The sequence below is a fragment of the Fibrobacter sp. UWB4 genome (assembly GCF_002210345.1).
In the GTDB taxonomy this organism is placed as follows: Bacteria; Fibrobacterota; Fibrobacteria; order Fibrobacterales; family Fibrobacteraceae; genus Fibrobacter.
Genome location: NZ_MWQI01000005.1, coordinates 43,354 through 67,573, shown reverse-complemented (window position 1 = coordinate 67,573; position 24,220 = coordinate 43,354). Strand labels below are relative to the sequence as shown.

The following is a 24,220-nucleotide window of genomic DNA, read 5'->3' as shown; positions in this document are numbered from 1 at the left end:
TTCCCCCGCCCACACGAGTTTTTTAAAAACAGGCTTACAGCCGACGAATAAACGGCAATAAAGGAATAAGGGTTATATAGTCCCGATTTTTACACTTTCTGAAAGTGTTACGCCATGCGCAAAGGGGACCCCATATATATGGGCTAGGGATTGCGCCGCTTTTCGCAAAGAAAAAGAAACGCTCCTAAATTAAACGCAACGCAAGTGCATTATATATATTTAAGGCGAAAAATTTTAACCTACACCCTCTATTGAAGGATACTATGCGATCTACAGCCTGGAACGACGAAGAAAACAAAATCTTGCCCGAAATGGCGCTTGATTTTATGCCCGAAGAAAAATTACGCGAATTGCAGTTGCAGCGTTTGCGTGCAACCGTGAAGCTCGCCTACGAGAAGGTCCCGCTGTTCCACGAACGCATGGTCGAAAAGGGCGTCAAGCCCGAAGACATCAAGACTTTAAAGGATATCGTAAAGATTCCGTTCTCCATGAAGAAGGACTTGCGCGATACCTATCCATACGGTCTCTTTGCCGTGGACATGAGCGAAGTCGTGCGCCTGCACGCAAGCTCCGGCACCACCGGTAAGCCGATCGTTGTCGGTTACACCAAGGAAGACATGGAAGTCTGGGCACAGGTCGTGAAGCGTGGCCTCCTCGCCTGCGGTTTCCGCAGCACGGACATTGTGCAGAACTTCTACGGCTACGGCCTCTTCACTGGCGGCCTTGGCATTCACGGCGGTTTCGAAGCCCTCGGCGCAACAGTCGTGCCGATTAGCGGCGGCAATACCGAACGCCAGGTGATGCTCATGAAGGACTTCGGCGTGACCGCAGTCGGTGGCACCCCGAGCTACTTTGTCCGCATCATTGACGTTGCCGAAAAGATGGGCGTCGATATTTCCAAGTTGAACGTGAAGCGCGGCATCTTCGGTGCAGAACCGTGGAGCGACGGCATGCGCGACTACATCGAAGAAAAGACGGGCATCAAGGCTTACGACATTTACGGTCTTTCTGAAATTGTCGGCCCGGGCGTGGGTTGCGAATGCGAATGCCGCGACGGCATCCACATTTTCGAAGACCACTTCTACCCCGAAATCGTGGACCCGGAAACGCTCGAACCGCTTCCGGACGGCGAAGAAGGCGAACTCGTCATCAGTACGCTCAGCAAGCGCGCTATGCCGATCCTCCGCTACCGTACCCGCGACATCACCGCTATCGAAAAGACCAAGTGCAAGTGCGGCCGTACTATCCGCCGTATCCGCCGCATTGGCCGCCGCAGCGACGACATGATCATCATGCGTGGCGTGAACGTGTTCCCGAGCCAGATCGAAACGGCTCTCCTCCGCGCCGAAAAGGCTTTGCCGCACTACCAGATTGTACTCGATACCAAGAACAACATGGACACGCTCGAAGTCAAGGTTGAAGTTTCTCGCGACATGGTGAGCGACTCCATGAGCGATATGGAACAGCTCTCCAAGAAGTTCAAGCACTCCATCGAACAGATTCTCGGCATCTCCGTGATTGTCACGCTCTGCGAACCGGATTCTCTGCCGCGTAGCGAAGGCAAGGCCAAGCGCGTCATCGACAACAGAAAGAAGATTTAAGAAGGAGAAAAAAAATGAAAATTCCACAGGTTTCAGTTTTCGTGTCGAACCGCCCGGGTCGCCTCCAGGCTGTTTGCCGCTCGCTCGCTGATGCAGGCATCAACCTCCTCTCGCTCACGCTCGCCGATTCCGGCGAATTCGGCCTTATCCGCCTGATTGTGAACGATTCCGAAAAGGCTGTCAATGTGCTTGCCAAGGCTGGCCTCAGCGCAACCGTCACTGACGTTGTCGCATGCCCTGTTGCAGATAAGGTCGGCGGTCTTGCAGACCTTCTCGACGTTCTCGGCGACTTGCAGATTGACTACATGTACGCCTACCCGTCCGAATGCTCGACAGCAACAAACGTCATGATTCTTCGCTTCAGCGATACGGATAAGGCGCTCAAGGTCTTGGAAGAAAAGAACTTCAAGACTCTCAGCACCACAGAAATGCTGGGCTAAAACGCAAACGCGCGGAATGCGCGAATCGCGCGGATTAAACAGCGCGCAACTTTACAAACAAAAACAGCTAAACGGTTTCCCGTTTAGCTGTTTTGTTTTTGGATTTCAGTTGAGTAAAACTACCTGAACACGGCAGTAACAGACGTGACTTCACCCGGGTTCACCTTGCGGGTTGCATCCGTAACGCCATCGCTCCAGCCCGTGAACGTACTTCCAGAATTCGCCTGAGCCGTAAGCGTGACAGGAACATCCCTGTAGAACGAGACTGTCATTGAAGACTTGTCCAGCTGGAGGCCATCCACGAGAATCGTTCCTGATCCCTGCGAGCTAAGCGTCATTTCCGCCGGAGACGAAAGCGTAAAATACGATTCCATCTGTTCACGAATTGTCGCCTGACGAGACTGAGCAAAGCTCTTCACGGTCGCCAAGTTGTTGCTCATGCTAGAAGCATTATAGCCCCAGAATTCCTGGTCGCGGGCCATTTCAGATTCCACCTGAGACTGCAAATCGTTGATGCGCTTGAGAAGCCTGTCCGCCGAGAAGTTCATGGACAACAGTACGCAGAATCGGTTGATAAACGCATTCTTGAACGATTCATTTTCGAGCAAGCGAATCATGAGAATCGTGTGTTCGGAAATAGCGCCGCCAGTCTGCTGACCACCGCCCATACCGCCACCGAAGCCAATACCCATGCCCATGCCACTCGTTCCACTGCGGTTTGTCACATAACTGAACACGTTTCCAGTCTGAGTATTGTAAGACACGCCAAAACCAAAGTCCGTATCGTACAAGAACCATTTCCATTTCGTCTTCTGGCTTGCAACACGCCACTTTTTCATGTTGTTGTGCGGCCAGTCGCTATTGTTCAAGAACATTTCAGCTTGCATGTAATTCATGTAGTTGTCAACATCAACCTGGTCTGCAATTTTCTTGTAGTTCGCATCCGATTTCAAGTCGTTGCTCTGCAGCCATTCCAGCATAGACTTATAATCGGCAGAAGAACCTACACTCGCTTCATCCGTACCGCTTGATGTTGTTGCGAGAAGGTCGATATCGTTCGGGTCGTATCCATACTTGGTTTCATAATAATATTCATTATTGCGTTCGCGCAAATCGTGGATGCCATAATACTTGCCATTGTAATACACAATAACATAACGGCCACGCTGGTAATCCACGCCAAGTCCTTCCGTCATTGACGTTCCCAAGCGATCACGTACGTAATCGTCACCGGAATTGTTACCAAAGTTTCTGAGCGAGAACGCCTTGAACTTCTTAAGTTCCGGATGATCCGGGAAGAGCGTGTATTTGAGGCGCTTTTCACCATATTCTTCGCGCAAAGTCACGGCAAACGATTTCTTCTCTTTAGCACGGCTGTACTGTCCAGAAATCTTGTAGTCGCCCATCACGCCAAACGCGGGTGCCTGCGGTTTGCCAGGTTCAAACATTTCCACATAGACCGGGAGTTCACGGTTACTCCAGAAGTTCGCCCCCTTCTTCGGATCCATCATGGCAGCGCCATTACCCGTCATATAAAGGCCGGAATCCGGACTGAACATGGAGAGCGGATCTGTCGTCACAAAAATCGATGCAAGTGAAGGCTGCTTTTCGAAAACATAAGTACGAATAATTTCTTCACTCGGGTAGGAGCCGCCGGCATAAGCTCGGCAACGCAAGACCGTCGTAGCACTAATCGTCACCGTAGTCTGCACCACCGGAGAGTTTGTTGTCGGTTCAGTACCGCCCTGTTCGCAACGTGTGCCCGCCGGGAATGTAGCCGTCACCGCAGACGTGTAGAATCCAGAAGGCGGAATGTTCACTTCAGCAACTTGAACCTGTTCGGCAAAGACCTCACCGATCGTATTACCGTAAGGCGACGGCGTTGCAAGCCCCCACTTGCCAGCTCCATCACGTGACCAGGAAGCGGTCGTCGGAACAGCGCCAAAACGAACGGAGTCAAGCATAGCGCCTTCGGCATTTATAAAGTACAGAGCACCGCCGTCCTTGTCCACCTTGAACGATGCATGCGGTTCATGTCCGCGATTGCGGGCAATATACGATGTAATCTGGATGGTCGTCGATTCACTGCCCTGAGTTTCAGTAGCAAATGTTGTCGCCGTTACGTTGTTCCGTTTGAGATCCTTTGCATTATCGTCTAGACGAACATAGAACACCGATGACAAATCGCCCGTACCGCGAAGATTCTTGCCGCTCCAATTGCTAAGCGATTCACCTTCCTTAAAGTTCACACGGATTTTATGATTTTTGGTGATAAAGCCACGCACAACAAGCTGGTTGACCTTGCTAAGGCTAGATGCATTATTGGTTTTGACAACCACACGCGAATAATCCCCGCCCTGAGCCACTTTCATTACAGCACCAATCTGAATAGCGCCATTTTCGTTAAAGCAGAGCGTTGACTTGCCTTGCAAATTATCGACATTGCTACCAGAAGACCCGCCACCAGGATAGCCACCCATGCCGCCGCCCCAATCACCGCCCATGCCACCACCCATGCCGGGGAAATTGAATCCGCCCATGCCACCCGCAGCAGATTCAGAACTGCAATCCGAGCTCATCATATTAAGCGAATCAGAAGGCAAGACATAGTCAGGATAATTCTTGCCCGAAAGGAAAACGATCATGTAGCTCTTGGCTGGAATTGTTGCGTTACCAAAAAACCAACGACTAGGATTAGACAAATCATCCGTAAGCGAATAGCCCTTCAAACTCACCGGAGCATCGGACGAGTTGTAAAATTCGACCCATCCCGGATCGTTACCGTCATTGTCCTTGAGATTTGCATTTGTCGGAGAAACTTCCGAGAAGAACACCGGGCTATTCCCTTCGAAATGCGGAATAACAGTAGCAGCGCTCGAAGCCGGCGGATCCTGAGCACTAGAAGAGGGAACTAAAGCCGAGGAAGATGACTGCGCAACAGGAGACGACATTCCCGGAACACCCGCGGAGGAACCTCCCGGAATGCCAGCTGAAGAAAGTCCCGGGACGCCAGCCGAACTGGACCAACCGCCCAATTGACCGTCATTGGAATCGGAGCTAATTTCACCAATTCCCGGAGCTGCAGGACTAAACGAAGAATCGTTAGAATCACCGCAAGCGGATAAAACCAAACCAAAACTAATCCCAAATAACGCTACACCAGAAAAGATTTTTTTCATGTCTGATCCCTTAGAATTGAGCGATTCATTTTGAGCGCCACACCAATCCAATCCTTGAGTTAAGTATATATTTAGGCACGTTGCAAAAGCCTCTTTTTTTAATTTCACGTTGTAAAAGGATTGAGCATTTGACAACACGCAAAAAAGCGGAACAAGGCGTTCCGTTTTACTATTTTTTGTGAAAAATTTTAGTTGCATAAAAAGGATTTTACATGAATTTCAGCGACTTCAGCAAGGCGAGCCAACAGTTCAATCAGTTCAGCCCCGAGATGAAAGAACAAATGATGAAGATGGCAAAGGCTCGCGTTAAGGAAAAGTTACTCAAGTGGTTTGCAACACCGACATTCGTGCTGCTCGGGATTGTACTCGGCGCAGTCATTGGCGCACTCACCGCATGCTTCGGCGATATCAGCGACAAGCTTTCTGCAATCCGCGACGCAAACCCGCTGTACTTCATCCCCGCCCTCGCCATCGGCGGTGCTGCCATCGTATTCGCTTATAAGAAATGGGGACGCTGGACGGAACGCGGCATGGACCAGGTTTTCGCCGTAGGACTCAACAAGGAATCCGATTTCCCGCTCGTTTCTATCCCGATGGCAGCAGTGAGCACTTGGCTGACACAGCTCTTCGGCGGAAGCGCAGGCCGCGAAGGTGCCGCCATGCAAATCGGCTCCGCACTCTCGTATAACATAAGTAAGAAGTTGCCGTTCGAAAACGCAACACACATTATGCTCGTGACAGGGCTTGCCGCAGGCTTTGCAGGAATTTTCCAGGCCCCGATGGCAGCTACAGCATTCGCATTGGAAGTTCTGCTCGTCGGACACTTGGAACTTGGCGCATTGTTGCCCGCTGCCGCTGCCGCATTCACGGCCTGCAAAGTTTCAAGCATGCTCGGATTCCACAAGTTCAGCGTGGACTTGAATTCGCTTCTTGATGCAAGCGGATTCTCGGCAAACGTGTTCACAAACGAAGGCGCGCTCGACGGCAAGTTCCTCGTGAAGCTTGCGCTGATGGGAGTGCTCTTCGGAATTGTCGGTGGCGGTTTTGCAAAGTTGCTTGGACTTTCGCAAAACTTTTTCGCAAAGAAATTCCCAAACAGCATTAAGCGAATCGCCATTATGGGTGTGGGTCTAAGTGCACTTTTACTCGTGTTCTTCCAGGGACGCTACGCAGGACTTGGAACAAACTTGTTGGAAATGTGCTTTGGAATCGCCGGGAATGCAGACTTGATTGGGAACGTCGCCGGGTACGACTGGATTCTGAAATTCGCTCTCACAATTCTTACACTCTCCGCAGGATTCATTGGCGGTGTCGTCACCCCGCTTTTCGCCATCGGCGCTACGTTTGGCGTATTCGTTGCAGGGATGTTCGGGATGCCCGTTGCCCTCGCCGCAGCACTCGGCTTTGCCGCCGTGTTCGCAAGCGCAAGCAATACACTCTGGGCCCCCATCCTCATCGCAGGCGAAATTTTCGGATTCAATTGCCTCCCCGCATTCTTCATCGTCTGCACGGTCGCCTATATCTGCAACGGCGGACAATCGATTTACAAGCAAAAGAAGATTAGGATCAAGATTTAAAACAAGATTATTGGAAGAATATCTGTTCTTCACGTTAATAATCTTCTTTGACGATTTCCCAATGGCCAGTCTTTTTACTACCAACTCGCTTTAATATGCCTAAAGCCTGTAATTTTGACATACTTTCGCTAACCGACGAACGCTGATATTTAAGTATAGAAGCCAATTCTGCTTGCGTAACATTTGGATTTTTAGATATTTCCTCGAGAAATAAAAGACTACGTCTCTATTTTTTATCCTCGTATAAACTCACGAGCGATGTCATTAAGGCAAGCCTTGATCTGAGTAAAATCTACATTCAAGTCCAGGCTCTTCACGCTTATTTTATTCCCGCTCATCATGTAATCATGGTTTGGTTGAATTTGTTCGTCTGTTTTCGCATACAGAAGCATTCCCGAAACCTTATGCGGCTTGCCTTGAAGTTCGGTTTCTTTATTCTTCACATACGTAAAAATCTGGTACATATTCGCAGAATGCCACGTATGCGAATCAAATTTCGACTGTGTGACGGAACTATACCATTTAGTATCAATAATCAGCACGGATTCATCTAGTTGCAGCATGATGTCCGTTTTCATGGTCGGGAGCCGATCGTCAAAATCGTCGTCCAAAGCCCACTGAATTTCGGAGGCGGAAACTTTCAATCCAGGATATTCCCTTCTGTAAAACTCAAGCACGAATTTTTCATACAATCGGCTCATGCGTTGTTCATCCAGGTAATCCCGCAATTTCATACAGCCATCCGATTGAGTCTGAAGCAACCCCTTCACCACTAACTGACAAATTCCGAGAAGCATCCTGTAATGGAGATTATTCCGATTGAACTTAAGATCCCAGTTAATCTTATAAACATCGATTTCGTCTATCTCCCGGAAGAAGCATAGCAGTTTTCTCAGCTTTTTCTTTCGCTCCAAAGACACATCTGCTTTCAGCAAAAGAATCATCGTGGATTTCAGGATTTTATTCTGATACTCATTCGGGGAAAATTCATCATATTCACAGACAACTTCCCTTTTTATCAGGGCATTTTCCTTGATAGTTGCCGAGAGGTTTATTTTCCCCTTCACGCTCAAAATAGAATCCTGTACACCTATGTAACTTCGACTCAAGCCACGGCTCAAAAGGCTGGAAACGCCCTTAATCAAAATAGCCGCAAATAAATCCGATGCGTTTTCAAAAGATTCCGTTGACACGCTTTTGTAACAGCCTTCATTCAATATCTTGAAGGCATACGAAAGCATGTAATATATGTTTTTTACAGGAATCATCTTATTGAATTTCTCAGTTGATCACTCCAATTATTCACATTATCGGGTTCATCAAACCAGTATTCTTCTAACAATGGGATAATCTCATATTCAATAATGGCATCCAAACTTGTTTCGCTGATTCCTTCTGGGGTCAAACCGCAAAAATAGCTATGCCCTATACAAAAACCTTTTCCTAATGAGGAATCCATTTTTATCACAGTATTCAGACGCTTAACACAAGAAATAAGCTTATTGAACAAGGGGTTGTCCAATCTCGCCTGATATTCTTTGAAACCTCTAGATTCAAAGGCGGGCTTGATTTCGTAAAACGCAAAACGGCGACGCAAGGCATAGTCCAAAATCGCCAAACTTCTATCGGCCGTATTCATCATGCCGATGATAAACACATTCTTTGGAATTGTGAACTTGGATATAAAAACAGTGAAGCTTACGATAAATTTGTTTGATACTTTTCATGCCATTCTGAAATTATATCTAAATATTTTACTTGCTTCTTTTCTATAACAAAAAGATGCACAAATTCATATAAAGCATTCAAAAAAACTTGCATATTCCCATTGAAGGGATTTATATCATCTTCCTCATCAACACAATCTATTTCGATACAATCAAAATCAGCAATAAGCCAATCCGTTAGTTTACTCCTAGTTTTCTTATCAACTCCAAAAAAGAGAGCATCTTCACACAAACCCAAACTTTTTTTACTAAGCAAACGAACCTGATTCTCTGAACAATTCAAAAAATCATTGAAGTTGACTATTTCATTAACTTTACTGTTGGATAAATATGTTTCGATCTTTGATGGGACATAATCATTTTTTTTGTGAAGTAAAGCAATCAAACGCGTGTCCGGTTTATTTCGTAGCGTATTTGGAGATACGAAAAGAACATCTTCTCGATTGGCGAGATTTTCAGCAATTAAGCAATTTTCATTTTCAAAACAACCCTTCTCCACAAATTCTAAAGTGGGCACATTACTTTTCTTTAGAGACTGGTAAATGTTTAGATTTCGATCAATATCTTCTTGAAAATGTTTAATAGAGAATTTACAAGCTACATTATTATACAGTTTACCATTGACTGATATTGGATTGTCAAGTTGAACTTCTTTAACAATCCAAAAGTTGCCTTTGCCTAAAATTTCTTTTATTTGACCCGTTATATTTAGCATATATTTTTACTCTTCATTAATCCATTCATAAGGTATCAAAGCATTATTTTCCCCATCCCAACGTTCAATCGTCGCGTTTTTAAAATCAAAGTCTTCTGGAAAATCTGCGTGATCCAAAACAATAATCTGTAATTTTCCATTCATTTCTTTTACACGATTTTCTATAAATGCATAAATTTTCTTCACGGCCTCCCAATCAGTTTTATCTTTTTGGTTAGGAAAATAAATCTGCGAAGGTTGGTCAAGAAGAATAAAACTAGGAACGGGCCTGTTCTTTTCAATAAGATATTTCTGGAACGCAAAATAAGCGAGCAAGTGCACTCCAACCCAATTAGAGCCGCTACCTAAGTTTTTTAAAGGAATTGCTCCCTCTTTTATGGTATCGACAAAAACAGTTGCGCTATAAGGACTAAATCGATATATACTGTCTTTGTATTCGAGATCGATTTCGTCAACCCATTGTGTCATATAGCCAGAAACTATGTTGAATATAGAATCCATCCTCTCACGAATAGTTTCGTCGGACAAAAGATCTTCCTTCTCTTTTATCTGTCTCAGCAAATCATCCTTATCATTAGCAACAACAGGTTCTTCCTTGTAACTTTCTAGCCATAAGCTAATTCTTCCAATGATTTTTCCTCTTCTGACAGATAAATCTTTATATTTTTCAGCATCAGCTATTGAATTTTGTATTGCTTCTATTTCATTTTTCTTTTTGGCAATCTCTTCCTTTAAATTTCTTTTTTCTTCATTTAGTTGAACCAAATATGCTCTTAACGAAGATGTATTAGTATTTAGATTATCTAAATTTCTAGACAATTCTTCCAAAGATTTTTTTAGTTTTTCAAAAGCGGGGAAAGGTTCTGGAGTCTTTTGAGAACAGAACGGGCATGTATTTTCTGCAAAAGTTAGTTTTTGGAACAACCCAATTGATTCTAGCCTTTCTTTTTGTTCCGTCCGAGCATCTTTATAATCGTCTGAAACTTTCAACACACGCTTTACATCATCAATTTTATGTTTCAGTTCATTTAACCTATCTCGTTGTTGTTCTAAGGTAACTTGAAGATGCGTCAAGTTGTCTTCTCCAGACAAAAAAGTCTCTAGAGGAGTGATGTCAGAACTTTCTATTTTTCTTAATACATTGATTAAATGAGCGATATCAGCATCAGAATCATACGCAGAGGAATCGATAAGACCAACTTGTATGGCTTCTTCTAACAGTTGCAGAGCTCTTTTCTTCCCGCCTTGTATGGTTATTTTTTCTCTTTCTTTACGTTCTAGTAAAAGAAGCTTTCTCTTTAATTCTTGCAGTTCTTGCTTTATATCTATTTGTTTTTTGTCAACAGCACCAAAGAAATAAGGTATCGTATCTTTGATGGCTTGTTTTACAAATTCTTCTGATTCTTTATGAAATAAATTTATTGGACTAGCTATTTCATATTGACATTGAAAGCAATAAAACAAGGAATGCTTTATATTTGCAACAAGATCATTACGAGTTTGATTAGACGGAGTAAAATGGATGTTTTCTTCTATACCCAATCTTGTTGTTATTAGTTTGGCAAAAATTTCATTATCAATATTTGAAACCCAATCTACTTTAAGTGGAATTTCAGCATTTTTTGAAAATTCACAATACATTGTATTGCAATATTTTTTATCTAAATCGGGATTTTTTCGTGCGACAAAGCATTTTTCCTCATCGAGCTTTAACAGCATTCCAAACCAATCAGAATATTTTCTTACAACTCCAGCGGAGATTTCACATTGTCGGCTTCCGAAGCAATACTCAATTATCTGACCAACAGTTGATTTCCCTGTTTTGGAGACTCCTGATATAATATTATTTTTACCTGGATTAAAAGGAAGAATTCGTCTCTCCCCATTCTTACCATAAATGACAATAGCTTCTATCTGCATCATGGTTTTACTCCTAGCATCAAATAAATAACATTAGTTGATCCTGCCGTTGCAAGCATTTTTCCTAAAGCACTCGACTTTTTTATCAAATCATCGTTTGGTATTTTTAAAGATTCAAAACAACTCAATGTTGCATCATCATTAAAAACAATCAATTTCCCAGACATTAAAAATTCTATAGCTTCATTTGTTATTGTTGTAAGACTGCTCGCCCTTTTCCCAAAATTGATAAAAAGTTCAGGATTGTCTGTCACGAATTTAGAAAAACGTGACTTTGCATTAATTTTTTCAGGCACTTGTGGATAAAGCATCAAAGGCAAAATTAAATAGATTAACGCAAATGGGAAATTGCCTCTTTGAGAAGTCTCATTGTATTTTTTTATGGAAGAATACAAAATTTTTCCGCAATATGCAGGATTTAATAGATAAGCAATTTCTTTTGAACGATTTTCCCAAGACCGCATGTTACTCCTCGATACCCGATATTCTTTTTTTATAATCAGGATGCCAACCAATTTTTAATTCATTTGATAAGCCATTAAGACTGCCACGACTTATTGTGTTGTCATTCAGATTAGAACGTATAGGAATATCTTTGTCCATTAACTTTTTATACAATTCTTTTCCCGCTTCTACTTTTTGTTCTTCTGGACTATCATCCTCTAAGTCATCTGTAATTTCATTAAATTGAAATTCCCATTCTCTATTTAACCGTTCATCATATTCATCTAACTCGTCTGAATACAATAATGCATCCTTTAACCATTTAGACCGCTGTGCATATGCCCTGTAATAACTTTGAACGGCATTATTAATTTTTGATTTTTTTGCATTTATCAGCTGCATTTGTTTTAGGATGTTTTGAACATTACTTTCTGATGCCAAGGCGGTAATCTCCTTTTCTGTTACGTCGATTGGCAATGTATTTTCGCTCAAATCAGAAAGAATAGTACTTATTTTCAATCGTAAATCGTTAAAAGAAATAAATGTGGGCTGTGGATTCTGCAAGCATAAAATCATTTTGCCGTACCACCATCCTGTAAGGGTTTCAAAGACATGGTGTTCCGTTTTTGACAATGTAAAAGGTTTAATCCTTCTTAAAATACATGCATTTATTTCAGAAGGCTGGTAAAAATCTGGAATTATAACGATAGATTTAATTAATGATTTTGCTCGATTTTCTTGGAAATTGATAAAAGCAGAATAAAACTTATGATTTTGAGATTTTTGATCGCAATTTTTTAACCCATCATTTGCAATTTGCCTCAGTTCATTATATATTTCATCAACTTTATCTTCGCCATTCTTGTTGACTTTTTTGATTTTCTCAATCACAGAATCAGTTGCGATACTATTTGTTGTTATTATATAAAATCTTGTTGAATCTAATAAAGTCACGTCAGCATTAATCGCATCTATCCAAACTTTTAAAGTTCGCCAAAAATCAACACTTGAATTTGTAATATTCCCGTCTTTTGAATGATATTTTAATTGAAGTTGTTCAATGACATTTTGGTCTTTATGAAAACTGATGTCGTCAAATTTTTCAATACAAACCTTGATGTCTTCATCTTCAGAATTTAAAAGGAACAATAAAGCACATTGTACCTGATAAAGATATCCTAAAGCTTGAGGTGATGCATTATGGTTATCCATCTATGCCCTCCCCGAAGGCGTCTTTCAAGATGCTTTGCATGAGTTGTTTGGTGGTGGTTTCGCGGGTGGCGATTTGGGTTTCGAGTTGGGTGATGGTTTGTAGGTGTTGTTCTACTCGGGCGACGATTTCTTTTTGTTCTGCAGTTGGTGGAAGAGGAATTCTAAAATTTAGAATTTGCTCTCTTGTTAAATTGTTCATTGAAGTACTTTTATTCGTGCCTAAAGAAAGTCTGTAATTTTCTCCATATTGAGAATTATTGAGCATGTTTACTAGTGATTTGCTAATTCCTTGAGCTAATTCTATTCGTATACTTTTGTCACTCAATAATAAATTTGAAGAAATCTTTTCTACAACACAAGAACGACCTGCCAACCCTTTTGATCCACTTGCTCGACAAAACAAGAAATCTCCCATTTGAATTTTTGTTTGAACATCATTATTGCACTTTTTAGAATAGAACTTATTTTCACTTTCAACAAAGACTCCGGAAGTGATTGCGCTGGTTTTAATAATGCCCCATTCATCACCGATTGCTTCTCGACTTTCGCAATTAAAACTTTTTCCTGCGGAACTAAATAGCGATATATCTCCGAGTCTGACCCATTTCCAGCCGGCTGGGATTTCAAAGGGGATTTCGTCTTTTGTGATGGGAGCAACAGTCTTTTTGGAACTTTTGGTTTCCGATTTTTCCGCTTGGATTTTCTCAAATAATGCTTCGGCGTCGTAGTCGGGGTTGCCTTTTTGGACGGGGTGTTGTTTACGCCAATCTGCGGTGAGTTTTCCTTCTATTGCCTCTTGGAGGATGTTCTGGCGGAGTTGTTTTGCGTAGGATTTTTGTTTAGCGATTTCAATCGAGAGCTGTTCCGTTTTATCTAGTTGAGATGAAATTTCTTTGACAATTTTTTTCTGCGTTTGTAAATCAGGAATTGATATTTCAAGGGCGAGCAAATGTTTAGACTTTATTTCTGTCTTGATGCTTCCCTTAACTTGTTTTTGCATTGCAGCGATAAAAGCGGCACTTTTTACGAAAAACTTGAAATAACCTAAATCGACTTTAGAACTATCAAAGGTATAGGACGAATAATGAATCGTTGCACAAACGGGTTCTTCACCTTGATAAACCGTAATCGCGCCCTTGGCAACATTAATTCCTGAAATAACCAAATCGCCCGGCTGAACAAGAATCATATCTGTTTTTGTGGGTTTGTTTGATAAATGAATATTTCCAGAAAAGTCGATTTTATCCAATCGCTGATATTTGGAAATCCTTTTATCGTCAGGCTTAAAGCGACCTTCTCGTTCCGTAAGAAACTCACCAATCTTTACTTTCTTCCATTCGCTCATATCAATCCACACTCACATCAAAAGCCAAAGTCTGTTCGTTAAATTCCGATTTTAAATTAATCTTTAATTCGGGCATTTTGTATAATACATGGTCACAAATCTTATTATGGAAAGAGACCAACCACAAATATTTCTTCAGAATTTTCAGCCTTTTCGCTTCTTCGGTTCCATCATTTGATGATTGACTAAATTCAATTACCTTCTCTTCTACAAAATCTTTGTGTTTTTTCAAAATAACGAAAACTTCTCTAAGACATTCGGGGTTGTATATCGGTTTGAGTTGGCACCCTTCTCTGACATTTTGTTCTAGTTCTTCAAAACTCCCTACAGGCTCTAATTGCGAACTGTTTTTGGGGAATATTATCCAAGCGTCATAAGACATGATATAATTCAAAAAATATTTGCCATCAGTATCCTTCACAAGCAAATCTAAACACGATGCTTCCATAACGCTTTTAGAAAGCTCGTCTTTCATTTTAAATAAATTCAATTCATTAAGAATACAATCATCAACAACTATCCTTGGATAAACAGCATTATTTTCAAGTTCTACAGCTTCAATCAATGCTTTGCCGCCTACAAAATCCTTTGTCAAATATAGAGGTCCCTTTGTTATTCCTCCACGAACAATCAAATGAGGACGCTCAAAAAACACACGTTGTATGGTAGCCACCAATCGCAAAAAAGACACCAAAGACAATGCTGATAAATCGTCTTTCGTTTCCTTATAACAAATCAGAACATTATCTGAAAAAACTTTGTATTCTATTTCAGGTATTTTTTCGGTTGATTCGCCTAATATGGTGGTATTATGAATTGATACAATTTTTTTCATTATTTTAATTGAAAATTCAATTGCATCAATAAGCTTTGCAGAAAAATCCTTTGATTTTTTAAAGGCTTCTTTATACCCTAAAACATCAAAATAGGCCACATAATATTCAGAGAATTCCATCCAGTACCCACAACCCTATTTTCTTTTATTCCGTCTATTTCTGTGCAAAATGGGGCCAAGTTTATTTTCAATCTCGCTTGTTTCCGGGAAAATATTTTTTACTGCCGGAATAATATTTGTCAGTTCGTAAGTTGAAATACCAACAGGCTCACGGCTGTTTTCTACGGTCCACTGAGCGACTAAATCGTTTTTTTCGCTACAAATCAAAAGGCCTATAGTATCCTTGTCAACATCATCTTTTATAAGATGATTTACTGCATTACAGTAAAAATTGAGTTTACTTACAAGCTCCGGTTCAAACTTGACAACTTTCAGTTCAACAACAATATAACGACGTAATTTAAGATTATAGAACAGCATGTCGCATTCAAATTCGTCGCCATTGACAACAAATGGAACATGACTACCCACAAAAGCAAAACCAGTACCCAGTTCCAACAAAAATTTTATGAGGTTTTCTTCTAAAGCCTTGTGCAAGTCGTTTTCTTCATAATCCTCATACAAGGTCAGAAAATCAAGCTTGTATGTATCTTTTAGGATTTGCCTTGCACATTCACTATCATTTTTCGGCATCGTTAGCGAGAAATTATTTACCGTATTTCCTTGAGTCTCGAAAAACTTTGTTTTCATCATGTTTACGAGCATAGCCCGGCTCCATCCATTTTCTTTGGTTTTCTCTATAAAGAACAGAGCTTCTTCTATGCTTTTGGACCGCGTAAAGATTTCCACATGATGACGCCAAGGAATGACAAATAGCGTTTTTTCCAATTCGTCACCAAGCTGGTGACGAATTATAGAATCTGGAGCAAGCAACAACATCTTTTCAGTATAAAACTGATAAAAACGCTTCATATATTTTAAATTCGTTTCTGAAAATCCCTGAGCATCTGGAAAATCAGAGCGCAAATCTCGACTCAATTTTTCAAAAAAGCGGCTTCCATATTGCGCATCCATTTTTTTATTGGAGATATCTTTGCCAATATTCCAATACAATATGAGCATTTCTTCATTTACAGCAATGGAAGCTTTTATCTGAGCAGACCGAATATTCGCCTTTAATTGACGAAGCCAATCACGATATTCATCGTTCAAAACTTCAATAGGATTTCTTTTATTTGCCATAAGAAAGTCCCTTTCTTAAATCGTTCAGCAAATCTTCGCTAGCCTTGAAGGATTCGTGGAGTTTCTGCATAAGTTCGGCGGTGGTATATACGGTTTCTTCTTCGGGGACGGTGGGGTTCTTGATGTCGAGATTGTAGCCGTTCTCTTCGAGTTCCTTTATCGAGACTTTCCAGGCGACATCGGATTTTTTGCGTTTATTCCACCATTTTTTGAGCGGTTCGAATTCCGATTTCTGAATGGGCTTGGTCTTGGAATACGCCTTCATTCCTTCGGGCACCTTGTGCTCGTAATACCAGACATCCTTGGTCTTTTCGCCCTTGGTAAAGAAGAGCAGGTTGGTCGCGACGCTTGCGTAGGGCTGGAAAACGGAATTGGGCAGTCGCACGATGGTGTGTACATTGCACTGCGTCAAAAATTCTTTGCGGATGCGTTCCTTCACGCCGTCACCGGTAAGCGAGCCATCGGGCAATACGATTGCTGCGCGGCCACCGTCCTTGAGGTAACGCATCATCAGGAGTAAGAAAAGGTCTGCACTTTCTGTGGTGCGGAAAGAGGCGGGATAGTTCGTCTCTACGCCATCGCTAACGTAATGCTTGTTGTCCTTCGCCTCTACCACGGCAATCGGCATGTTCGGCTTGTAATAGAGAATGATATCCGCACGCTTCTTTTGCCCGCGCACGACGGTCTTGCCCTTCACAAAAATTCGACTGTCTGTGAACGAGACCTCTTCGCGAATTTGCGTATCAAGACTCCACCCAGCATTGATAATGCTGGGCGAAATGAACTTGCTGACAATGTCGCGTTCGGAGAGGTCTTTCTTATTCACTTCCATGGGAAACCTTGTTTGCAAATATATATCAAAAATGGAGCGGGAATATGCCGATTTAAGGTGAAAAAAGGCATATTTCAGAAAATTCTCTCCGGTCTATTGACAGCCGTAGTTTTTGAAATTACATTTAGTGCACAAACGTTCATACAAACAAAACGTAACTTATTATCTGTCTTTTTTGCATGTAGGCAGATGGAGGTAAAGATGACATCAAAGACAATCGTTGTTAAAGATAAGGATGTTCGCATCATAACGGGAGCTACGGGAGCAACTATACAATCCCGATTTTAAACCCATCGAATTCGAGGGGTTTAGGAAACAGATTGTTGAAATAATCGCAAATCAGAAGAAAAGATCCGCAATTTCAAGCGTGTTTGAGGGCCGGAGAGAAAGATGAAAAAGAAAAGGACCTAGATGTAATATGCAAATTTTGCATATTTCTCATACATTCTGGTTTCTATTATAAAAAATCCACGCATTTCAAAGACATGGCAGAATAACCTCACGTTCCCTTTTGGAACTTATGAGTTTTCTTATTCGCCTCTTGACATTTTGTATCCGATTAGATACATTTGGAGGAACAGAATGGTCGTAAATCAAACATCCGATTTTAGAAAATGGATGCTGAAATTACGAGATATTCGAGCAAAGGCGCATATTCTTTTGCGATTGACCCAAGTTGAAGGAGGAAATCTCGGCGACTTTAAATCAGTCGGGAACGGCGTTCTAGAAATACGCATCAATTATGGACCAGGTTACAGACTTTATTTTGCAAAAGATGGCAAAACAATCGTAATTCTTTTAATTGGCGGCGATAAATCCACACAAGATCAAGACATCGCAAGGGCAAAGAATATTTGGCAAGGAATCAAAAATGAAAGAAAATAAAATCAATCAATTGGATATTGCAGAATATCTTGACAGCGAAGAAATTGTCGCTGAGTATCTCAATCTCATTTGCCAAGAAAACGACCCAGCCCTGTTACTGAGGTCTATCGGTCATATAGCTCGTAGCAAGGGTATGGCGAAAATTGCGGAAACGTCCGGTCTCGGACGAGAGAGTCTCTATAAGGCACTTGATGAAAAAGCTCATCCGCGATTTGAAACGGTATTCAAAGTCCTTGCCGCCATGGGCATTCAAATGCGCCTAGTTCCCAAAGCCAAATTCAGGCGTAAGCGAGGTCCCATGCCATGCGCCGTAGCCGAAAAACAAAGAACATACAAGGCTTAAGAAGGAAATCCCCGGTCAAGTCACGGATTACAACGCCACTTCCCTACGTTTTTTATAGATTTAAATTTATCATCCCATTTCCCGGAGACTTTATGAATGAAACAATCAAGACTTTGCTCAACCGCAGGAGCATCCGCAAATTCAAATCTGACGCCGTGAGCAAGGAGCTCATCGCACAAGTCGCCGAAGCGGGCATCTACGCTGCAAGCGGCATGGGCAAGCAGGCCGCCACCGTGGTCGCCATTACGAACAAAGGGCTGCGCGATCGCATCTCCGAAATGAACCGCAAGATTGGCGGTTGGGACGAGGGTTTCGACCCGTTCTACGGAGCACCCGTGATTTTGCTAGTCCTTGCGAAAAAGGAAATCCCGACCCACCTGTACGATGGTTCGCTCGCCATGGGGAACCTCATGAACGCCGCTTACAGCCTCGGGCTCGGCAGCATCTGGATTCACCGCGCCAAGGAAGAAGTCGAAAGCGACGAGGGCAAGGAAATTCTCAAGTCACTGGGCCTGAACGCAGACGAATGGGTTGGTATCGCTCACTGCGCTTTGGGTTATGCCGACTGCGAACAGCCCGCAGCACACCCCCGCAAGGAAGGCCGCATCGTCTGGGCGGAGTAATTATCTGGCGGAGTAATTCAAGCAAATTAACTTTTAGAGCTGTTGCATTTTTGCGGCAGCTTTTTTAGCCGGGGCGTTGCGGGCCGGCGAATGAGGGCCCGCTCGAAGGGGTAGCGGAAGCCGAAAGGAGATTCCCGGTCATCCCCGTCAAGCGAGGACAGGCGCCGGGAATGACATTCGGCTGAAGCGAGGGGAAGGCTTTCCCCTCCCATCCTATTTTTCAAGACTTCACTGGATCCTTCGACTCCGTTACACTTCGCTCAGGATGACGCGATTAGCGCATTTCCCACTACATTTCACTTCCTACTTCCTACCTGCTACTTTTACTAAATTGACGCCCTTCGGGCGATTTAGTACGGCTCGGTCATGACAATTCGTGCAAGCACGATTGTCGCGACGCTCGCCTTTGACGCCTTCGGCGTCCGTGGCTACGGCTCAAAAATGCGAAATTGAATTTCGCGCTTTACTCGCCTTGCACACTATTTACTAAATTTGGCGCATTATGGAAATGGAAACTCGTTATAATCCGAAAATTGTAGAAGACCGTTGGCACGACCAATGGAACAAGAATAATGATTTTGCCCCGAGCGGAAAGGGCGAACCGTTCTCCGTCGTCATTCCGCCTCCGAACGTTACGGGTGCTTTGCATCTCGGCCACGCTCTGAACGACACACTGCAGGACATTCTCGTTCGCTATCGCCGTAAGACTGGCCGTGACACGCTCTGGATTCCGGGCACGGACCACGCCGGCATTGCCACGCAGGCAGTCGTCGAAAAGAGACTTTTCCAGGACGAACACAAGACACGCCACGACATTGGCCGCGACGCCCTCGTGGAGCGCATTTGGAAGTGGAAGGACGAATACGAAGCCCGCATCACGAAGCAGCTCAAGAGCCTCGGTGTCAGCTGCGACTGGAGCCGTCAGCGCTTCACGCTCGACCCGGTTTGCGCAAAGGCTGTCCGCCACGCATTCTTCAACCTTTTCAAGAAGGGTCTTATCTACCGCGGCAAGCGTCTCGTGAACTGGGACACCAAGCTCCAGACGGCTGTGGCAGACGATGAAATTTATTACGAAACTGTGAAGGGTCACTTCTGGACGTTCAAGTATCCTCTCGCCGACGGTTCGGGATTCATCCCGGTTTCGACGACTCGTCCGGAAACGATCATGGGCGATACGGCTCTCGCTGTGCACCCGAACGACGAACGCTACAAGCAGTTCATCGGCAAGATGCTCAAGGTTCCGTTCGTGAACCGCGAAATTCCGGTGATTGCAGACGCTATCCTCGTCGATATGGAATTCGGTACGGGTTCCGTGAAGGTGACTCCGGCACATGACCCGAACGACTACGCTACGGGCCTCCGCCACAAGCTCCCGATGATCAACATCATGAACGACGACGGCAGCTTGAACGAAAACGCCGGTCCGTTCCAGGGCATGAAGGGTCAGGCCGCACGCGACGCCGTGGTGAAGGGTCTCGAAGATCTCGGCCTCCTCATCAAGGTCGAAGACCACGAAATGCAGGTGGGCCATTCCGACCGTTCCAAGACTGTGATTGAACCGTACTTGAGCGACCAGTGGTTCGTGAAGATGGACGTCCTCGCCGACAACGCCATGAAGGCTGTCACGAGCGGCGAAATCAAGATCATTCCGGAACGCTATGCAAACAAGTACCTCGACTGGCTCAAGGAAAAGCGCGACTGGTGCATCAGCCGTCAGCTCTGGTGGGGCCACCGCATTCCTATTTGGCACGCCGACGAAACGACGACCGAAGAGGACTTGAACAAGGCATTCGCAGGCCGTAACGACATTTACTATTACAAGGCACAGAACGGCATCTGGCTCATCTGCTCCGAAGAAGAAAACCTCTCCGAAGACGCTGTTGCCGGTCACAAGATTGTGCAGGAAGAAGACGTGCTCGACACGTGGTTCTCCAGTGGTCTCTGGCCGCACTCCACGATGGGCTGGCCGGAACAGACGGACACGCTTAAGAAGTACTACCCGACTTCTGTGCTTGTGACGAGCCGCGACATCATTACGCTCTGGGTCGCCCGCATGGTGCTCTTCAGCCAAGAAAACATGGGCACGGTCCCGTTCCACACGGTGTACATCCACCCGAAGATTTTGGACGGCAATGGCATGACCATGAGCAAGTCCAAGGGCAATGGCGTGGACCCGATGGATATCGAAAAGAAGTACGGCACGGACGCTCTCCGTTTCGTGATGGCAAGCCTCTGCACCGACAACCAGGACGTTCGTCTCCCGGTGAAGAAGGAAAAGCAGGAAGATGGTTCTGTCATCAACACGAGCGAAAAGTTCGAAATTGGTCGTAATTTCTCGAACAAGCTCTGGAACGCTTGCCGCTTCTTGTTCCCGCACTTGGAACAGGCTGGCGCACTTTCCAAGGACATGCTCCCGATGGATTCTTCGATCTTCGCACTCGAAGACCGCTGGATTCTCTCTCGCTTGAACTCCACCATCCAGAACGCAACGAAGATGCTGGAAGAGTTCCACTTTGCTGAACTCGCCGGCTTCCTCTACCGCTTTGTCTGGGACGATGTCTGCTCCAGCTACTTGGAAATCAAGAAGGCCGTGATCAACAGCGAAACGCTCACCGCCGAAAAGAAGAACGCTATGGCAATCCTCAGCCACGTGCTCCGCGGCGTGATTGACCTGTTGCATCCGGTGATGCCGTTCATCACGGAAGAACTCAACGCAACGCTCTTCCCGGGTTCTGAACGCGTGATCAACAGCGCATGGCCGAAGGCTGACACGAGCCTCATCGACGATAAGATCGAAGCTGCATTCAACCAGGCATTCGCCGTGGTGGAAAGTGTGCGTGGCGTGCGCGGTCGCTACAACGTAAGCCCGGCTACCAAGCTCAAGGCTGTCGTGAGCGTCGATACCGCCGAAACCGAAGCAAGCGTGAAGGACTGCCAGGCCATCATCACCGAACTCGGTGGACTTGAATCGTTCTCTGTAGCCGTGAAGGCCGCAAAGCCGAAGTTCAGCGCAAGCTCCGTGGTGCCGGGTGGCGAACTCTACATCCCGCTGGAAGGCATCCTTGACCCGGCTACAGAAATCGCACGCCTCGAAAAGGAAATCGAAAAGGCAAAGGCTTTCGCTGCTTCTATCGAACGCAAGTTGTCGAATGAAAAGTTCGTCAATGGCGCACCTGAGGCTGTCGTGAACGCCGAACGCACCAAGCTCGCAACGCAGATGGATATCATTGCCAAGAGCACAAAGGCGCTCGAAGAACTCAAGTAAAATTCACGGTTGTCATTCCCGCCTTGAGTGGGAATCTCCCAAAAGTTTAAGAGGCACTCCCAACGGAGCGCCTCTTTTTGCGTTTAGAAGGCCGCATTCCGCAATGTTTTTCCACAAAAAATCAATTTTCTCCGACCTTTATGTAAAAAGATTTTTAACATATAAAAATAATTTTCGTACTTATCCGAAATCCAAGGTGTATCACAAATATAGCTCAAATAAACTTGCTGTATTATATAACGTAAAAAACACGTATCATAAAAACGAACGCTGTACTATCATAGTACGCATATTTACATACAAATTAATATTACAACTTTTATGTCCTAAAATGGCCTATTGTTTTGTTTTTTAATTTACATATATTTAAAACGTCAACCAGAACAAACAGGAGGACATTCTGATGAACAAAAGACAAAGAAAATATTTCGGGAAAGCCGCGATCCTCGCAATGGTCGCCGCATCAATCCCATTTACAGCTTGCAGCTACCTCGATTCTTTATTGCCGCATGACCCCTCGGATGACGATCCAATACAAATAAGCTCTTCCAGCAAGGCTAAATCGTCTTCTTCCGTTGCAACCCCTTCCGGAGAATTCCAGACATGGTACGGCTACAATGGAGAACCTCAAATTCAGACCGGCTTGGCGAACGACACTGAAACTGCTGGTTATTGGTATTCCTTCAGCGACGAGATGGACGGCGGTCTCTCAAAAATCCTTTGGCCTGTAGAACCCGGAAACGAATACAGCAACGAAGCAATGGATCCGATTATCAATCATTGCAGCGGTCTTTGCGGAACGTATGTTCTAGACAAGGGTTCTTTAATGTACAAACCATATGTCGGCGTAGGTTTCAATCTGGTCGGAGAAAAGAGTTTCGATGACTCGTCTGCAGAAGTCGGTGACGCATCAAGCATGGGCGGCGTTTGCGTGACTTACGCATCCGACATACCAATATCTGCAGAAATGCGCCTCGGTGAAGAAATGGATGCATCCATCGACTACGCAGTACCAGCCGTATTACTCCCCAAGAGTTCCGGCACGACAAAACGTATCGCATGGCAGGATTTCAAGCAGCCGGCCTGGTACAAAGGCCAACCGATATCTGGAGAAGAAGCTGCAGCACACCTCGCCGCTATCATCTTCAAGTTCCAAGGAGAAAGCGGCTCTACGGGCACATTCAACATCGCAGCAGTTGGCCCATACGATGGTTGCGAAGCTTCTCAATTCCCGATCTTCAGGCCGACAACCCAAGTAAATCCGCCAGACCCGATTGATCCGCCAAATCCGATCGATCCACCACCGACCACAAACGACTTTACAACCTGGTTTGGACTTGATGGCATCGAACAAATTCATACTGGATATGACGTCGGTACAGAAACATCCGGCTACTGGTTCTATTACGGCGACGATATCGACGGTGGAAAATCCAGAATCATTTGGCCAGAACTCCTCGGCAACGAATACAATCCAGAATCCCTGCTACCTGTCATTGAACATTGTGGCGGCGTTTGCGGTACGGCAATCCTTGACGAGGGAGATTTGTATTACCAACCGTTTGTCGGCATAGGCTTCAACTTGGCAGGCAATAACGACGACGGCAATGTTGCTACAGCTGACGCTGCCGGCATGGGTGGAATCTGCATTACTTACTCCTCGGATGCAGCACCAACACTTGAAATGAGCCTCGGTGATCATTTGGACGCAACCTTGGAATACGCATTACCGGCAGTAGCACTCCCGAAGAGTCCTTCCGGTACAACAAGGTTTATCCCATGGTCCTCTTTCAAGCAGCCGTCCTGGTACAAGGGCAAAACGTCATACACCGGTGAACAGGCTTCCAGAACACTCGCGGCCCTCAGATTCAAAATTCAAGCCTCTGCGGGCAAATACAATTTCAACATCCAGGAAATTGGTCCGTATAACGGCGGCGTTTGCGGTGTCACAGCTGCGGCCATCACCAACAAGGTGAAGAATCGTTAAAACAAAGTCCCATACATCTCCTTATGTAGAAAGTCCCGCCAAATGTGC

The 24,220-nt window shown here is 44.5% G+C and carries 17 protein-coding genes and 3 pseudogenes; 8 read left to right on the top strand and 12 right to left on the bottom strand.

Annotated features, from left to right (window positions below; all coding sequences use genetic code 11):
* Positions 1 to 263: 263 nt before the first annotated feature.
* Together B7990_RS09305 and B7990_RS09300 are read left to right on the top strand one after the other, a co-directional pair.
* Complete coding sequence (locus B7990_RS09305) at positions 264 to 1,601, top strand: phenylacetate--CoA ligase family protein (RefSeq protein WP_085491988.1); 1,338 nt, start codon at positions 264 to 266, stop codon at positions 1,599 to 1,601.
* 14 nt (positions 1,602 to 1,615) lie between these two features.
* Positions 1,616 to 2,041 carry an ACT domain-containing protein gene (locus B7990_RS09300; protein WP_088640700.1) on the top strand — a complete coding sequence of 142 codons (426 nt, stop codon included), beginning with the start codon at positions 1,616 to 1,618 and terminating at the stop codon, positions 2,039 to 2,041.
* Between the two features lie 119 nt (positions 2,042 to 2,160).
* Here the strand turns inward: B7990_RS09300 and B7990_RS09295 are convergent, their stop codons facing one another.
* Positions 2,161 to 5,220 carry a CotH kinase family protein gene (locus tag B7990_RS09295; RefSeq protein WP_254917434.1) on the bottom strand — a complete coding sequence of 1,020 codons (3,060 nt, stop codon included), beginning with the start codon at positions 5,218 to 5,220 and terminating at the stop codon, positions 2,161 to 2,163.
* A gap of 212 nt (positions 5,221 to 5,432) precedes the next feature.
* Here B7990_RS09295 and B7990_RS09290 point away from each other — a divergent pair, with 212 nt between their 5' ends.
* On the top strand, positions 5,433 to 6,797 hold the full coding sequence (locus tag B7990_RS09290; RefSeq protein ID WP_217897544.1) for a chloride channel protein: 1,365 nt from the start codon (positions 5,433 to 5,435) through the stop codon (positions 6,795 to 6,797).
* 34 nt (positions 6,798 to 6,831) lie between these two features.
* On the opposite strand, the pseudogene B7990_RS15245 reads toward B7990_RS09290, so the two are convergent.
* The 11 genes and pseudogenes from B7990_RS15245 to B7990_RS09235 all read right to left on the bottom strand — a co-directional run.
* Positions 6,832 to 7,002 (bottom strand): annotated as a pseudogene (locus tag B7990_RS15245) (MarR family transcriptional regulator); the annotation flags it as partial.
* Between the two features lie 28 nt (positions 7,003 to 7,030).
* On the bottom strand, positions 7,031 to 8,065 hold the full coding sequence (mcrC, locus tag B7990_RS09280) for a 5-methylcytosine-specific restriction endonuclease system specificity protein McrC (RefSeq protein WP_088640698.1): 1,035 nt from the start codon (positions 8,063 to 8,065) through the stop codon (positions 7,031 to 7,033).
* A pseudogene (locus B7990_RS09275) lies at positions 8,062 to 8,475 on the bottom strand (ATPase); the annotation flags it as partial. The gene mcrC and the pseudogene B7990_RS09275, both read right to left, overlap by 4 nt.
* Positions 8,476 to 8,495: 20 nt before the next feature.
* The gene (locus B7990_RS09270; protein ID WP_088640696.1) at positions 8,496 to 9,239 is read right to left on the bottom strand and encodes a hypothetical protein; all 744 of its coding nucleotides are present in this window, start codon (positions 9,237 to 9,239) and stop codon (positions 8,496 to 8,498) included.
* A 6-nt stretch (positions 9,240 to 9,245) separates the two neighbouring features.
* Entirely contained in the window at positions 9,246 to 11,162 is a 1,917-nt protein-coding gene (locus B7990_RS09265; RefSeq protein ID WP_088640695.1) for a DUF3732 domain-containing protein, read from the bottom strand.
* Complete coding sequence (locus tag B7990_RS09260; protein ID WP_088640694.1) at positions 11,159 to 11,623, bottom strand: three component ABC system middle component; 465 nt, start codon at positions 11,621 to 11,623, stop codon at positions 11,159 to 11,161. Before B7990_RS09260 ends, B7990_RS09265 begins: the two co-directional genes overlap by 4 nt.
* Position 11,624: 1 nt before the next feature.
* Positions 11,625 to 12,815, bottom strand: coding sequence for an ABC-three component system protein (locus tag B7990_RS09255; RefSeq protein ID WP_088640693.1), 1,191 nt, complete (start codon positions 12,813 to 12,815; stop codon positions 11,625 to 11,627).
* Positions 12,808 to 14,160 carry a restriction endonuclease subunit S gene (locus B7990_RS09250; protein WP_088640692.1) on the bottom strand — a complete coding sequence of 451 codons (1,353 nt, stop codon included), beginning with the start codon at positions 14,158 to 14,160 and terminating at the stop codon, positions 12,808 to 12,810. Before B7990_RS09250 ends, B7990_RS09255 begins: the two co-directional genes overlap by 8 nt.
* A gap of 1 nt (position 14,161) precedes the next feature.
* On the bottom strand, positions 14,162 to 15,115 hold the full coding sequence (locus tag B7990_RS09245) for a hypothetical protein (RefSeq protein WP_088640691.1): 954 nt from the start codon (positions 15,113 to 15,115) through the stop codon (positions 14,162 to 14,164).
* Between the two features lie 15 nt (positions 15,116 to 15,130).
* A complete protein-coding gene (locus B7990_RS09240) occupies positions 15,131 to 16,237 on the bottom strand; it encodes a YhcG family protein (RefSeq protein WP_088640690.1) in 1,107 nt (368 codons plus the stop codon).
* Positions 16,227 to 16,823: pseudogene (locus tag B7990_RS09235) on the bottom strand (N-6 DNA methylase); the annotation flags it as partial. The pseudogene B7990_RS09235 and the gene B7990_RS09240, both read right to left, overlap by 11 nt.
* 828 nt (positions 16,824 to 17,651) lie before the next feature.
* On the opposite strand from B7990_RS09235, the gene B7990_RS09225 reads away from it, so the two are divergent.
* The 5 genes from B7990_RS09225 to B7990_RS09205 all read left to right on the top strand — a co-directional run bounded on the left by B7990_RS09225 (position 17,652) and on the right by B7990_RS09205 (position 24,172).
* Complete coding sequence (locus tag B7990_RS09225; protein WP_088640687.1) at positions 17,652 to 17,954, top strand: type II toxin-antitoxin system RelE/ParE family toxin; 303 nt, start codon at positions 17,652 to 17,654, stop codon at positions 17,952 to 17,954.
* Positions 17,941 to 18,297 carry an addiction module antidote protein gene (locus B7990_RS09220; RefSeq protein ID WP_088640686.1) on the top strand — a complete coding sequence of 119 codons (357 nt, stop codon included), beginning with the start codon at positions 17,941 to 17,943 and terminating at the stop codon, positions 18,295 to 18,297. Before B7990_RS09225 ends, B7990_RS09220 begins: the two co-directional genes overlap by 14 nt.
* 92 nt (positions 18,298 to 18,389) lie before the next feature.
* Entirely contained in the window at positions 18,390 to 18,920 is a 531-nt protein-coding gene (locus tag B7990_RS09215; protein ID WP_088640685.1) for a nitroreductase, read from the top strand.
* Positions 18,921 to 19,428: 508 nt separating this feature from the next.
* Positions 19,429 to 22,185, top strand: a complete 2,757-nt coding sequence (locus B7990_RS09210) for a valine--tRNA ligase (protein ID WP_254917433.1) — start codon at positions 19,429 to 19,431, stop codon at positions 22,183 to 22,185.
* Positions 22,186 to 22,588: 403 nt separating this feature from the next.
* The gene (locus B7990_RS09205) at positions 22,589 to 24,172 is read left to right on the top strand and encodes a hypothetical protein (RefSeq protein WP_088640683.1); all 1,584 of its coding nucleotides are present in this window, start codon (positions 22,589 to 22,591) and stop codon (positions 24,170 to 24,172) included.
* Positions 24,173 to 24,220 lie beyond the last annotated feature (48 nt).

Bases quoted from the DNA above. Each gene is read 5' to 3' on its own strand.
- B7990_RS09245 (WP_088640691.1), bottom strand. From the start codon at position 15,115: ATGGAATTCTCTGAATATTATGTGGCCTATTTTGATGTTTTAGGGTAT.
- B7990_RS09300 (WP_088640700.1), top strand. From the start codon at position 1,616: ATGAAAATTCCACAGGTTTCAGTTTTCGTGTCGAACCGCCCGGGTCGC.
- B7990_RS09205 (WP_088640683.1), top strand. From the start codon at position 22,589: ATGAACAAAAGACAAAGAAAATATTTCGGGAAAGCCGCGATCCTCGCA.
- B7990_RS09305 (WP_085491988.1), top strand. From the start codon at position 264: ATGCGATCTACAGCCTGGAACGACGAAGAAAACAAAATCTTGCCCGAA.
- B7990_RS09250 (WP_088640692.1), bottom strand. From the start codon at position 14,160: ATGAGCGAATGGAAGAAAGTAAAGATTGGTGAGTTTCTTACGGAACGA.
- B7990_RS09240 (WP_088640690.1), bottom strand. From the start codon at position 16,237: ATGGCAAATAAAAGAAATCCTATTGAAGTTTTGAACGATGAATATCGT.
- B7990_RS09270 (WP_088640696.1), bottom strand. From the start codon at position 9,239: ATGCTAAATATAACGGGTCAAATAAAAGAAATTTTAGGCAAAGGCAAC.
- mcrC (WP_088640698.1), bottom strand. From the start codon at position 8,065: ATGATTCCTGTAAAAAACATATATTACATGCTTTCGTATGCCTTCAAG.
- B7990_RS09265 (WP_088640695.1), bottom strand. From the start codon at position 11,162: ATGATGCAGATAGAAGCTATTGTCATTTATGGTAAGAATGGGGAGAGA.
- B7990_RS09210 (WP_254917433.1), top strand. From the start codon at position 19,429: ATGGAAACTCGTTATAATCCGAAAATTGTAGAAGACCGTTGGCACGAC.
- B7990_RS09220 (WP_088640686.1), top strand. From the start codon at position 17,941: ATGAAAGAAAATAAAATCAATCAATTGGATATTGCAGAATATCTTGAC.
- B7990_RS09255 (WP_088640693.1), bottom strand. From the start codon at position 12,815: ATGGATAACCATAATGCATCACCTCAAGCTTTAGGATATCTTTATCAG.
- B7990_RS09295 (WP_254917434.1), bottom strand. From the start codon at position 5,220: ATGAAAAAAATCTTTTCTGGTGTAGCGTTATTTGGGATTAGTTTTGGT.
- B7990_RS09225 (WP_088640687.1), top strand. From the start codon at position 17,652: ATGGTCGTAAATCAAACATCCGATTTTAGAAAATGGATGCTGAAATTA.
- B7990_RS09215 (WP_088640685.1), top strand. From the start codon at position 18,390: ATGAATGAAACAATCAAGACTTTGCTCAACCGCAGGAGCATCCGCAAA.
- B7990_RS09260 (WP_088640694.1), bottom strand. From the start codon at position 11,623: ATGCGGTCTTGGGAAAATCGTTCAAAAGAAATTGCTTATCTATTAAAT.
- B7990_RS09290 (WP_217897544.1), top strand. From the start codon at position 5,433: ATGAATTTCAGCGACTTCAGCAAGGCGAGCCAACAGTTCAATCAGTTC.